Below are 11992 nucleotides of genomic sequence, written 5' to 3' on the forward strand. Positions count from 1 at the left end.
ATGCGCTCTGCCGCTGTCTGTTCAGGAACTGATAATATCGCGCTGGCGCAGCAGATCTAATAATTGGGGCGTCAGTTTTGTAACCAATTGTTCCCCATTAAGCCGGATTTCTGGCTGTTCCGGCGCTTCATAAACGCTGTCTATACCGGTGAAATTTCGCAATTCGCCCGCGCGGGCTTTTTTGTATAACCCTTTCGGGTCGCGCGCTTCACAGACTGCCAACGGTGTATCGACATAAACCTCAATAAACCGCCCTTCATCCAGCAGATCACGCACCATTTGACGCTCGGCCCGATGCGGTGAGATAAACGCGGTCAGCACCACTAACCCCGCATCCACCATCAGTTTTGCGACTTCGCCTACCCGGCGGATATTCTCTTTACGATCGGCATCGCTAAAGCCCAGATCGCGGCACAGGCCATGACGCACGTTGTCGCCGTCCAGCAGATAGGTGCTGACGCCGATGCGGTGCAACGCCTGTTCCAGCGCGCCAGCCACGGTGGATTTTCCCGACCCCGAAAGGCCGGTGAACCACAGCACCACGCCCTGATGGCCGTGCTGCTGTTCACGCGCATCGCGCGTGACGGGATGGTCATGCCATACGACATTTTCATCATGCCGGGCCATTACTGACCGCCCAGCAGATCGCGTGCATTCCAGTGCGGGAAATGACGACGAACCAGCGCATTCAGTTCCAGTTCAAACGCACTAAATTCATCGTGCTGCTGGGGGTTATCGGCCAGCGGCTCATGAATAAGCCCAGCCCCGACGGTCACGTTACTCAGACGATCGATGATAATCATTCCGCCGGTGACCGGGTTATCCTGATAGCTGTCGAGCACCAGCGGTTCGTCAAAGGTAAACGTCACCAGACCAATGCCATTCAGCGGCAGGCTATCCGCCTCGCGTTTTTCCAGCGAGTTAATCTCAACCTGATGAATGACCTTTTCAACACGACCGCGCGCTTTTTTGCCCGCAATTTTTACATCGTAACTTTGCCCGGCCTGTAACGGCTGCTCTGCCATCCACACCACATCGACGGTGGCTGACTGAACCGCACGCAGTTCCGCGCTTGCCTCCACAAGCAGATCGCCACGACTGATATCAATCTCATCATTGAGAACCAGCGTAATGGCTTCACCCGCGCCCGCCTCCTGCAAATCGCCATCAAAGGTCACGATGCGGGCAACAGTCGATTCAACGCCGGAGGGCAGCACTTTAACCCGCTGGCCCACCTTTACGGTCCCGGACGCGAGCGTACCGGCATAACCCCGGAAATCAAGATTGGGACGGTTAACGTACTGCACCGGAAACCGCATCGGCTGATGATCGACGACTGCGTTCAGCTCCACCGTTTCCAGCACGTCCAGTAAGGTCGGACCGGTGTACCAGGGCATGCTTTGACTCTGTGAGGCGACGTTTTCGCCTTCCAGCGCCGACATCGGCACGAAACGAATATCCAGGTCGTCGGGCAGTTGTCCGGCAAAATCGAGATAATCCTGTTTGATCTGCTCGAACACAGACTGCTGATAGTCCACCAGATCCATTTTGTTGATCGCCACGACCAGATGCTTGATTCCCAGCAGAGTGGAAATGAAGCTGTGGCGGCGGGTCTGGTCCAGCACGCCTTTACGGGCGTCGATCAGCAGAATAGCCAGATCGCAGGTCGATGCCCCCGTCGCCATATTGCGGGTGTACTGCTCATGCCCCGGCGTGTCGGCAATGATGAATTTGCGCTTCTCGGTAGAGAAATAGCGGTAAGCGACGTCAATGGTGATGCCCTGCTCACGCTCGGCTTGCAGGCCATCCACCAGCAGGGCCAGATCCAGTTTTTCGCCCTGCGTACCATGACGTTTACTGTCACTTTGTAATGACGACAGCTGATCTTCGTAGATTTGTCGGGTGTCGTGCAGCAGGCGACCGATCAGCGTACTTTTCCCATCGTCCACGCTGCCGCAGGTCAGAAAACGCAGCAGGCTTTTGTACTGTTGTGCGGTCAGCCAGGCTTCAACGCCGCCCTGTTCGGCAATTTGTTGTGCAATTACGGTATTCATCTGGCGTCTCCTTAGAAATAACCCTGACGTTTTTTCAGTTCCATCGAACCGGACTGATCGCGGTCAATCACCCGGCCCTGACGCTCGCTGGTGGTCGAAACCAGCATCTCTTCAATAATCTCAGGCAAGGTTTGCGCTTCAGATTCCACCGCACCGGTGAGCGGCCAGCATCCCAGGGTACGGAAACGCACCATGCGCTGTTTAATCACTTCACCTGGCTGAAGGTTGATACGGTCGTCATCGATCATCATCAGCATGCCGTCACGTTCCAGTACCGGACGCGGCGCGGCAAGATAGAGCGGAACAATCTCAATGTTTTCCAGGAAGATGTACTGCCAGATATCCAGCTCGGTCCAGTTTGACAGCGGGAAAACACGGATGCTCTCGCCTTTGTTAATCTGGCCGTTATAGTTATGCCACAGTTCCGGGCGCTGGTTTTTCGGGTCCCAGCGATGAAAACGGTCACGGAATGAGTAGATACGCTCTTTAGCGCGTGACTTCTCTTCATCACGGCGCGCGCCACCAAAGGCCGCATCGAAACCGTACTTGTTCAGGGCCTGCTTCAGGCCTTCGGTTTTCATGATGTCGGTGTGTTTGGCACTGCCGTGCACAAAGGGATTAATGCCCATCGCCACGCCTTCCGGGTTGCGATGCACCAGCAGTTCGGCCCCCATGGCTTTTACGGTGCGATCGCGGAATTCGTACATCTCACGAAACTTCCAGCCGGTATCGACATGCAGCAACGGGAAGGGCAGCGTACCCGGATAGAAGGCTTTGCGTGCCAGATGCAGCATCACAGAAGAATCCTTGCCGATAGAATACATCATGACCGGATTGCCAAATTCGGCTGCCACTTCACGGATGATATGGATACTCTCTGCCTCCAGTTGGCGCAGATGAGTGAGTCGTTTTTGATCCATCGTTTTTCCTCTCAAGCCAGATTGACAACGGCGGACTCACGAGCCCCCTGCTGTGCCGAATGCTGAAACCAGGCAAGTTGCCCGTGTAAATTAACCACTTCCCCAATCACCAGCAGGGCCGGGGAAGGCGCTGACGCTGCCAGCGTTTCAAGATGTTCAAGCGTGCCGGTCAGAACCTGTTGGTCGGACCGGGTGCCGCGGCCAATTACCGCCACCGGCGTCGACGCCGCGCGTCCATGGAGAATAAGCTGTCGACTGATTTCGGCGGCCTTCATCGCGCCCATATAAATCGCCAGCGTTTGTCGCGCGCGCGCCAGGGACGGCCAGTCAATGTCATCGCTGTCCGGCCGACAGTGACCGGTAATAAACAGAACGCTCTGCGCGTAATCACGGTGCGTCAGCGGGATACCGGCGTAGGCGGTTGCGCCAGCGGCAGCGGTAACGCCAGGCACGACCTGGAACGGAATGCCCGCCTGCTGGGCGGCCTGTAACTCTTCGCCGCCGCGGCCGAAGATAAACGGATCGCCGCCTTTCAACCGCACCACGCGCTTGCCTTTCTGCGCCAGCTGCACCATCAGTTGGTTAATTTCGTCCTGCGGTAACAGATGCGCGCTGGCACGCTTGCCCACGCAGATACGGTCGGCATCGCGTCGAACCAGATCCAGCACCTCTTCACTGACCAGATGGTCATAGAGCACCACATCGGCCAGTTGCATCACCTGCAGCCCGCGCAGCGTCAGCAGACCGCTGTCGCCCGGCCCGGCACCGACAAGGATAATCTCGCCCTGCCGGGGCGGCTGATCGCCCAGTTCGCTGTCCAGCGTCGCTTTGGCGGCCTCAACATCGCCTGATGCCATCTGACTGGCAAAGCGGCCGTTAAAGATCCGTTCCCAGTAGCGGCGGCGATCGGACATGCGACTGAAGCGGGCTTTGACTTTGTCACGCCACTGCCCCGCCAGCTCGGCCATCTGGCCCAGATGAGACGGCAGCAACGTTTCCAGTTTTTCACGTAACATGCGGGCAAGGACCGGTGCCGTCCCGCTGGAGGAGATCGCCACCACCAGCGGTGAGCGGTCTACGATGGAGGGGAAAATAAAACTGCATTTCGGCTGATCGTCGACGACATTGACCAGTTTATGGCGGGCATTGGCCTCGTCATAAACCTGCGCATTCAGCGCGTTATCGTCGGTCGCGGCAATGACCAGAAACACCTTGTCTAGCTGTGCAGGCTCAAAAGCCGTCGCCAGCCATTCAAGCTGCTGTTCATCCAGTAAGGTTTGTAACTCCGGGCACAGCTCGCGTGAGGCAATCTGAATGCGCGCCCCCGCCCGACGCAGCAATTCAATCTTGCGCGCCGCGATATCTCCCCCGCCCACGACCAGTACAGGTCGACCCGCGAGATCGGCAAAAAGAGGCAAATAATCCACGTTAACCCTGGTGTTGTTACGATGCGTTATCGCGACTATACGTTCCCTGGTGAATTGAGATGAAATTACGAATTGGAATGAGATGTTACCGAATGGAATAACGCTAAAGAAAAGCTCAGAACAAAATGTGCTTAGCGGATGATCCTACAGGCCTTTCAGGACGATTCAAATTGTGTAATGAGCATCACAGTTTCATACTAGGCCACAAAAAATGCCCCTCCTTTTTAGGAATAAGCCACAAGGAACCCGACATGCTTGCCTTTCTCCGCCTGGCCGCACTGCTTGGTGGCAGCGTGATCTTCAGCGCTCAGGCCCTGACCGACCTCACAGGACACTTCGCCGAACAGCAGGTCCGTCATATCTCAACGTACTTTCCCGGTCGCATGAGCGGCAGCCCGGCCGAGTTGATGGCGGCGGAATACCTGCAACATCAGTTTACGGCCCTGGGGTTTGAAACCAATACCCGACAGTTTAATACGGGTTACACATGGCAGGAACGTGATGGCACATCGCGCTGGCGCAAGCTTACCGCGACCTCGGTAATCGCCGCACGGGAAGGCAGCGCCCCACAGGAAATTCTGGTAATTGCCAGCCTGGATACCTGGATTCCACTCAGCGACAATGAACAGGCGCGCGGCCTGGGTGGCCTGCGTTTGCAAGGCGTGGATGATAATGCTTCCGGATTAGGCGTGATGCTGGAACTGGCTAAGCAGTTAAGCCATAAGCCGCTTCATTACGGGGTGCGCTTTGTGGCGCTCAGCGCCAGCGAATCCCATCTGCATGGCATGGACGATTATGTGGCGCGCATGAGCGAGAAAGAGAAGAAGAATACGCTGCTGGTAATCGATCTCAACAGTTTGATTACGGGCGACCACCTCTATTTCAACAGCGGTATGAACACGCCACGTGCCGTACGCAAACAGACCAGCGAACGCGCCCTGCTGCTGGCGCGTCGTTTTGGCATCTCCGCCGCCAGTCGTCAACTCACGAAAAATGACTTTCACGGTGTCAATCCTTTCGATGCGGCAGGTTTTCCCTTACTGGATGTCACCGCCAGAAACTGGAACGCAGGCAGCAAAGACGGCGACCAACAGCGCCGCCGTTCCCGGCATTTCCCTGACGGTACCACCTGGCATCAGACCGACCGCGACAATCTGGATTTCCTGGATCACTGGCTGCCCGGTCGTATCAGTCTGCGCACCCATGACAGTGTGAAAGTCCTGCTGCCGTTACTGAGTGAACTAACCAACCCCAAAGTGTGAGGAGCTACGATGTACATCGTTTACCTGAACTATTTCCGCCCGATTGAGGACGTCGAGGCCCTGCTGGCTCCGCACATTACGTGGCTGGATCAGCATTTTAACAGCGGCGACTTTATCGCTGCGGGCCGAAAGGATCCGCGTACCGGTGGCATGATTATGGTCAAAGCAATGCCGCGCGCCCGGTTAGATCACATTCTGGCGGACGATCCTTTCGTTGCGGTGGCCCATTACGAGGTCACTAACGTTAACATCACGCGCGCAGCCGATGAAGTCGCGGTCCTCAAAGGTTATTAGCGCGTCAGTGTGACCGACAGAAGAAGCAGGCTCTTCTGTCGGTTCAGGTAAAGTCAGACAGCTTTTGCCCCGCGTTAATAAGCGTTTTTAACAGCATCTGACGTCGCTCCTCGGGCGTATCCCGACTGACCATAAAACAAATCGCGGCCACGGCCAGATCGTTTCGGGCGCGAATCGGGGCGGCCATACAACAGGTAAAACTTTCAGACAGCCCTTCCGTCATCGAATAGCCCTGATGGCCCGCCCGATGAATATCGGTCAGAAAAGCCTGCTTATCTAAGACGTTACCATTGGCCAGCCGGTAATCCTCCTCGGGGATCAGGGCCAGAATCGCCTCATCACTCCAGTTACTCAGCAGCAGACGGCCCGTTGCGGTCCAGGGAATCGGAATTTTAACGCCGATGTCTGAGGTGATTTTGAAAGGATGCGCATTGCTCTCTGACAGCACCACCGTATATTTATTGCCTTCCAGCATGCACAACTGCACGGTTTCGCCATGCTCAGCAACCATCTCGATCATTAATTGATGCGCGCGGCGAATCAGGGGATTGTGCGCCATGTAGTCCGCACCGTAATAGTGCATTTCGCGGCCAAAATACACGCTGCCTTCTGCATCCAGTTCAACCAGCCCTGCCTCACTCAGCAGTTTAACCAGTTCATAAACGCTGGAACGCGGCGCACCGGTCGCTTCAATCAGTTCGCGCATCGCCATCGGCTGGCGGGCAATATGCAGCTGACGGAAAATATCAATTACGCGGTCCACGCCGCGCGCTCTGGCGGGTTTATCTTCCTGCATACCACTTTTCTCCTACCGGCATCGCCACGTTAAATCGGTTCAGGCCGCCATCATACACAGCCAACACGGTTTTACCTGAGTACGCGCACAATAACCATCCTTTTCTTTTTCCTCCTGATGCTAATTATTGGGGCACCAAAAACGCGCACGCTGAATTAAAAAAAGAGACATCGATCACTTTTAATTTAAAAAACTAATCATTGATAAAAAATATTCGTGAGCCATACGTTAATGCTAAAAAATAATCCCGTTACTCGCTATTGCAAAATAATTAACATTGTGCAAATCTCGACCTATCCGGTATTGCAGATTGAATTCCGGTATACCAGACAAAGCGAAGTGACGATTTTAAGGGCATAAGTATGACTATCAAGCGTTACGGTACGGAAGGCGGCGTCGGAACCGGAGGACAAAAACTGCCTTTTGCACGTGCGGTCGAAGCCGATGGCTGGCTTTATATCTCCGGACAAACACCGATGACAGGCGGTGAAGTCGTAGAGGGCGGCATCATTGAGCAAACTCGGCTGGCCTTTGAAAACTGCCTGACCATCATGCGGGAAGCGGGTTATCAGATTAAGGACGTGGTGCATGTGACGGCGGTCCTGACGGATGCCCGGTACTTTAGTTCATTTAATAAAGTGTTTAGTGAACTCTTTCATGACCATCCGCCCGCCCGAATCTGCAGCGTGCAGGACCTGGTTGTGGATTGCAAAGTCGAAGTCGATATGACGTGTTTTAATGCCGGACGAAAATAATAGCTGCGGTTTATTCGCCTGGTAAAAATAAACGCATCCAACAGAAAAGCCATAATTAAAAATATCCCGCCACATTATTTAATAATGTTGGTGATATCCCTCTTTTATTTGAGAGAAGAAATATGAATACCACTTTCCAGCAAAATGTATTCGTCCGGCTCCTTCCCGCTCTGCTCACCGTCGCGGCGCTGACCGGTTGTACACCGACCGAAAATAAAAACGAAACCGCAGGTGCAGCACCGCCATCCACGCTACAAACCGTTCTTCAGCGCGGTACATTGCGGGTGGGCGATTGCCTGAGTTTTGCACCGTTCGGTTTTTACGATAAAGCGGGCAATCCGGATGGTTACGATGTCGACCTGGCAAAAGCGCTGGCAAAAGAGATGGGCGTCAAACTGGAAATGGTGAATACCACCAGCGCTAACCGTATTCCTAATCTGCAAACCAACAAAGTGGATGTCGTGTTCTGTAATTTCACCCGTAACCTGACGCGCGCGAAAGAGATTGGCTTTACTCAGCCCTACGTGGTGGCCAGTGAAGCCATGCTGGTGCGTAAAGCGAGCGGGATCAAATCGGCCCACGACATGGCGGGCAAAACCATTGCGACCGTGAAAGGCTCGACCAACGGCGACGAAGTACGCAGCATGGGGATCGACGTGAAGATTCAGGAATATGACTCTTCTCAGGCCGCTATCCTGGCGGTGAAACAGGGACAAGCCGATGCGATGATTGAGGATAACAACTTCCTCGCCTACCAGGCCAAGCTCGATCCGACGCTGGAAGTGACAAACGAAGCGCTGGTCCCGCTGGAATATAACGCGTTTGGTGTTAAACAGGGCGATCAGATCTGGACGAACTACCTCAACGAGTTCCTGTTTGAAATTAATGCATCCGGTGAGAATGCCCAGCTCTACCAGAAATGGTTTGGCAGTAAACCTCGCTATCCGCTGAATCCGCAGTTCTGACCAGAGAGGACGCAGGTGATGTCCTGCGTCCTGTTAAGGAGGCTTCCTATGCGCTATCAATGGCTGACACTCTGGCAGTATGCCGACACCTTTCTCGCCGCGACCTGGCTGACGCTTCAGGTGACGCTGCTGGCGTTTATGCTGGCGCTGGCGCTGGGATTGCTGGCTGCCGTGGCAAAAGCCGCCCGCTTTGCGCCTGTTCGCTGGCTGAGCCACGGCTATGTTGAATTTATCCGTAACACGCCCGTGCTGTTGCAAATATTCATCGTGTTCTTTGGGCTGCCTTCGCTGGGCATCACCATGAGTGCGTTTACGGCGGGTGTGCTGGCGTTGGGCATTAACGTCGGAGCCTATCTGGCCGAGATTTTCCGGGCCGGGATTCAGTCGGTTCCTAAAGGTCAGCTGGAAGCCGCCTGGATTTTGGGCATCAGCCGCCGCCAGATGTTTATCAATGTGGTCATGCCCCAGGCAGCGCGCGCGGTCTGGCCCGCTATCGTGAATAACCTGATTCAGCTGTTGCTGGGCACCTCACTGCTGTCAGCGATTGCGCTACCGGAACTGACGGGCACAGCCACCGTGATTAACGCCCGGACGCTGCTCTACATCCAGACCTTTAGCGTTGTCGCGCTGGTCTACCTGTTTCTCAGCAACCTGTTCTCGTGGTTAGGGACGGTTGCGGGACGTCGGCTGTTCATGCCACCGCTGGTCGTCGCCGTAAAAAGACCGCTCTGGTCACAGGCCAGAAAAATGCTGTCACCTTCCGCTAAACAGGAGCCGGTCCAATGAGCGAACTGATTCTCAGCAGCCTGCCATTGTTGTGGCGCGGTCTGATAATTACGTTGTTGCTGTCGGTTGCCGCCATTGTCGGCAGTACGTTGCTTGGCCTTCTGGCCGCCGTCTTGCGGACCAGCCGCCTGCCTGTCGCCCGGCAGATTGCGGTGATCTATACCGAGCTGTTTCGCGGCACACCGGTTTTGATCACGTTGATGTTTATCTACTTTGGCGTGGCGTATTTTGGCTATGACATCAACCTGTTTGCCGCAGGCATTTTGGGGCTGAGCATTTATCAGGGCGCATACATTGCCGAGATCTTTCGTGGTGGCATTGAGGCGGTCCCGAAAGGCCAGTGGGAGGTTTCCTGGATCCTCGGCCTGTCCAGACGACAGACCTTCACCAGCGTTATCCTGCCGCAAACCCGTGGGATCGTCTTGCCCCCGCTTGTCGGCCAGTATCTGTCGCTCATCAAAGATACCTCGATTGTCAGCATGATCGGCATGTCTGAACTGATGCATCAGGGCCAGGCCATCGTTGATCGTATCGGGCAGCCGGTGCTGATTTATGGTCTGGTCGCCCTGCTCTACTTCGCGCTTTGTTACCCGCTTTCTCGCTGGGTGCAACACCAGCAAACCAGGAACCCGTTATGATGAAAAATGCAGCCATTACCCTGAGCCGGATCACGAAGTCATTCGGCGCGACTCAGGTTCTGAAAGAAATCAGTCTGGATGTCTCGCCGGGCGAGGTTCTGGTGCTGATCGGAGCGTCCGGTTCGGGTAAAAGTACGGTACTGCGCATTATGAGCGGTCTGGAAAAAGCCGACGGCGGCGAAATTTGGGTTAACGGCATACCGCTGCACGATCAAAAACGGAGTCGTGATATCTGTGGGCACGTAGGCATGGTGTTTCAGCAGTTCAATCTGTTTCCCCACAAAACGGCACTGGGCAACGTCACGCTGGCCTTGATTAAAGCTCAGAAACTCTCCGTCGCAGAGGCAAACGCGCGCGGCATGGCCGCGCTGGAACGCGTCGGACTGGCTGACCGCGCCGGCCACTATCCTTCTCAGCTTTCGGGCGGACAACAGCAACGTGTGGCTATCGCACGCGCGCTGGCGGTACAGCCCAAAATCATGTTTTTCGACGAAGCGACCTCCGCACTCGATCCTGAATTAGTCGGCGAAGTCATGGAAGTCATGCGCGGGCTGGCGCGTGAAGGGATGACCATGGTTGTGGTGACGCATGAGATGGGCTTTGCCCGCAAAACCGCTGACCGGGTGGTGTTTATGGATCAGGGCGTGATTGCCGAACAGGGCACACCAGACGCCATTTTCGGGCATCCCCAGAATCCACGCACGCAACAGTTTCTGTCACGCGTTCTTGAGCATTAAGGAGCCGCTATGTCTTTACGTCTTCCGCTAAACGCGGATGCCACGCTGGATGCCGCGCAGCCATCGCCCCGTTTTAAATCCGTTGCCGGTACCGGCGCGGCGCCGCTTGAGATCGGCACCGACGTCCTGCGCAGCGCAGCGGTGTTTTCGCCGGTGATGGTCATGAAACAGGCCGCACTGGAGAATAACCTGCAGCAACTCGCGGCATTCTGTCGCGAAAAAGGTGTCATGCTGGCGGCGCACGGTAAAACGTCGATGGCACCGACCATCTTACGGCGAGCTGTCAGTCAGGGCGGTGCATGGGGCATCAGCGCCGCCACGCCCGCTCAGGTCCGTGCCCTGCGACACTTTGGTATCCGCAATGTCTTTCTGGCAAACGAGTTAGTCGATCCTGCCGGTATTCGCTGGATCGGTGAATGGCAGCGCCAGCATCCTGACCACGGCTTTCTCTGTTATGTGGATTCACTGGCGGGCATCACGCTGCTGGAAGAGAACCTGGGCGATACGGCCATTGCCGTGTTGATTGAAGTATCGATTCCCGGCGGCAGAACAGGATGCCGAACCGAGGAGGAAGTGCTGAGGATAGCTGAACGCATCGCCCAGAGTCGCCACCTGCAGCTTGTCGGTGTCGCGGGCTATGAAGGGGCGCTGGGTGCCGCGCGTGATGCAGCGGGCGTGGCGTTAATTCAGCACTACTGCAACGTCATGTTATCTACCGCCACTCTGCTGGCTGAACGCCAGCTGTTTCAGAGTGAGACCATTCTGCTGAGCGCCGGTGGGGGTGCCTGGTTTGATGTGGTGACAGCGTGCTTTACCCAGGCCACGCTGCCGCTACCGGTTCAGCCTTTAATTCGCTCGGGTGCGTATATGGCACACGACAGCGGTCTCTATTCCCGTATCGCCCCCTTTGCGCAGCCGGGCTCAGGCCACTATTTTGAAGCCGCGCTGGAAATCTGGGGACGCGTACTGTCCCGTCCGGAACCGGGACTGGCGCTGCTGGACTTTGGCCGACGCGATGTCCCTTTCGATCAGGATTTACCTGTCCCGCTGTGGATGCGTGCCGCTGACGGCAGCGCACCGCGATCCGGCACGCATCTGTCGATCAGCGAGGTTAACGATCAGCATGCCTATCTGCGCCTTCCCGCGGATGAATCCCTTCAGCCGGGCGACTGGGTAGGATGCGGTATTTCTCATCCCTGTACCGCTTTTGATAAGTGGCGCTATCTTCCGCTGGTCGATGACGACTACCGCGTCGTGGACAGCGTAGAAACCGCGTTCTGACCACAGAGAATCTCCACCGCTGAGGCCGCGACCCGGCCCATAACAAAACGGGCGATTCATCCGAATCGCCCGTTTTG

13 protein-coding genes are annotated in these 11992 nt (G+C 55.7%); 8 read left to right on the forward strand and 5 right to left on the reverse strand.

Translation table 11 applies throughout. The annotated features are described in order from the left end of the window. Positions 1-21: 21 nt before the first annotated feature. Genes cysC through cysG form a run of 4 tightly spaced genes read right to left on the reverse strand, consistent with a single transcriptional unit; the run spans position 22 to position 4401 of the window. Positions 22-627 carry an adenylyl-sulfate kinase gene (gene cysC / locus C7433_RS13220; RefSeq protein WP_033739539.1) on the reverse strand — a complete coding sequence of 202 codons (606 nt, stop codon included), beginning with the start codon at positions 625-627 and terminating at the stop codon, positions 22-24. Further along, positions 627-2054, reverse strand: coding sequence for a sulfate adenylyltransferase subunit CysN (gene cysN, locus C7433_RS13225; protein ID WP_110268339.1), 1428 nt, complete (start codon positions 2052-2054; stop codon positions 627-629). The genes cysC and cysN overlap by 1 nt, the downstream gene beginning before the upstream one ends. An 11-nt stretch (positions 2055-2065) precedes the next feature. After that, positions 2066-2974: a sulfate adenylyltransferase subunit CysD gene (cysD, locus tag C7433_RS13230; protein WP_006120739.1), complete on the reverse strand. Its 909-nt coding sequence runs from the start codon at positions 2972-2974 to the stop codon at positions 2066-2068. 11 nt (positions 2975-2985) lie between these two features. Then, positions 2986-4401, reverse strand: a complete 1416-nt coding sequence (gene cysG / locus C7433_RS13235; RefSeq protein WP_110268340.1) for a siroheme synthase CysG — start codon at positions 4399-4401, stop codon at positions 2986-2988. Positions 4402-4652: 251 nt separating this feature from the next. Between cysG and C7433_RS13240 the strand changes: the two genes are divergently transcribed. After that, a complete protein-coding gene (locus C7433_RS13240; protein WP_006120741.1) occupies positions 4653-5663 on the forward strand; it encodes an aminopeptidase in 1011 nt (336 codons plus the stop codon). A 9-nt stretch (positions 5664-5672) separates the two neighbouring features. Next, positions 5673-5957, forward strand: coding sequence for a YciI family protein (locus C7433_RS13245; RefSeq protein WP_033739545.1), 285 nt, complete (start codon positions 5673-5675; stop codon positions 5955-5957). 43 nt (positions 5958-6000) lie between these two features. Here the strand turns inward: C7433_RS13245 and C7433_RS13250 are convergent, their stop codons facing one another. Next, positions 6001-6753, reverse strand: coding sequence for an IclR family transcriptional regulator (locus C7433_RS13250; protein ID WP_110268341.1), 753 nt, complete (start codon positions 6751-6753; stop codon positions 6001-6003). A gap of 362 nt (positions 6754-7115) precedes the next feature. Here C7433_RS13250 and C7433_RS13255 point away from each other — a divergent pair, with 362 nt between their 5' ends. The 6 genes from C7433_RS13255 to C7433_RS13280 all read left to right on the forward strand — a co-directional run bounded on the left by C7433_RS13255 (position 7116) and on the right by C7433_RS13280 (position 11915). Next, on the forward strand, positions 7116-7508 hold the full coding sequence (locus C7433_RS13255) for a RidA family protein (RefSeq protein ID WP_033739549.1): 393 nt from the start codon (positions 7116-7118) through the stop codon (positions 7506-7508). Between the two features lie 122 nt (positions 7509-7630). Next, positions 7631-8473, forward strand: coding sequence for a transporter substrate-binding domain-containing protein (locus C7433_RS13260; protein ID WP_039338353.1), 843 nt, complete (start codon positions 7631-7633; stop codon positions 8471-8473). Positions 8474-8521: 48 nt separating this feature from the next. Beyond that, complete coding sequence (locus C7433_RS13265) at positions 8522-9259, forward strand: amino acid ABC transporter permease (RefSeq protein WP_039338355.1); 738 nt, start codon at positions 8522-8524, stop codon at positions 9257-9259. Next, positions 9256-9897 (forward strand): amino acid ABC transporter permease, encoded by a 642-nt coding sequence (locus tag C7433_RS13270; RefSeq protein WP_006120747.1) that lies wholly within the window; start codon positions 9256-9258, stop codon positions 9895-9897. The genes C7433_RS13265 and C7433_RS13270 overlap by 4 nt, the downstream gene beginning before the upstream one ends. Further along, positions 9897-10634 (forward strand): amino acid ABC transporter ATP-binding protein, encoded by a 738-nt coding sequence (locus tag C7433_RS13275; RefSeq protein ID WP_033739676.1) that lies wholly within the window; start codon positions 9897-9899, stop codon positions 10632-10634. Before C7433_RS13270 ends, C7433_RS13275 begins: the two co-directional genes overlap by 1 nt. Before the next feature lie 9 nt (positions 10635-10643). Further along, entirely contained in the window at positions 10644-11915 is a 1272-nt protein-coding gene (locus C7433_RS13280) for an alanine racemase (protein WP_110268342.1), read from the forward strand. Positions 11916-11992: the final 77 nt, after the last annotated feature.

The sequence above is a fragment of the Pantoea sp. PNA 03-3 genome (assembly GCF_003201175.1).
GTDB lineage: Bacteria > Pseudomonadota > Gammaproteobacteria > Enterobacterales > Enterobacteriaceae > Pantoea > Pantoea stewartii.

Excerpts from the sequence above, each read along its gene's own strand:
- cysC (WP_033739539.1), bottom strand. The coding sequence starts at position 627 with ATGGCCCGGCATGATGAAAATGTCGTATGGCATGACCATCCCGTCACG.
- cysN (WP_110268339.1), bottom strand. The coding sequence starts at position 2,054 with ATGAATACCGTAATTGCACAACAAATTGCCGAACAGGGCGGCGTTGAA.
- cysD (WP_006120739.1), bottom strand. The coding sequence starts at position 2,974 with ATGGATCAAAAACGACTCACTCATCTGCGCCAACTGGAGGCAGAGAGT.
- C7433_RS13240 (WP_006120741.1), top strand. The coding sequence starts at position 4,653 with ATGCTTGCCTTTCTCCGCCTGGCCGCACTGCTTGGTGGCAGCGTGATC.
- C7433_RS13245 (WP_033739545.1), top strand. The coding sequence starts at position 5,673 with ATGTACATCGTTTACCTGAACTATTTCCGCCCGATTGAGGACGTCGAG.
- C7433_RS13250 (WP_110268341.1), bottom strand. The coding sequence starts at position 6,753 with ATGCAGGAAGATAAACCCGCCAGAGCGCGCGGCGTGGACCGCGTAATT.
- C7433_RS13255 (WP_033739549.1), top strand. The coding sequence starts at position 7,116 with ATGACTATCAAGCGTTACGGTACGGAAGGCGGCGTCGGAACCGGAGGA.
- C7433_RS13260 (WP_039338353.1), top strand. The coding sequence starts at position 7,631 with ATGAATACCACTTTCCAGCAAAATGTATTCGTCCGGCTCCTTCCCGCT.
- C7433_RS13265 (WP_039338355.1), top strand. The coding sequence starts at position 8,522 with ATGCGCTATCAATGGCTGACACTCTGGCAGTATGCCGACACCTTTCTC.
- C7433_RS13270 (WP_006120747.1), top strand. The coding sequence starts at position 9,256 with ATGAGCGAACTGATTCTCAGCAGCCTGCCATTGTTGTGGCGCGGTCTG.
- C7433_RS13275 (WP_033739676.1), top strand. The coding sequence starts at position 9,897 with ATGAAAAATGCAGCCATTACCCTGAGCCGGATCACGAAGTCATTCGGC.
- C7433_RS13280 (WP_110268342.1), top strand. The coding sequence starts at position 10,644 with ATGTCTTTACGTCTTCCGCTAAACGCGGATGCCACGCTGGATGCCGCG.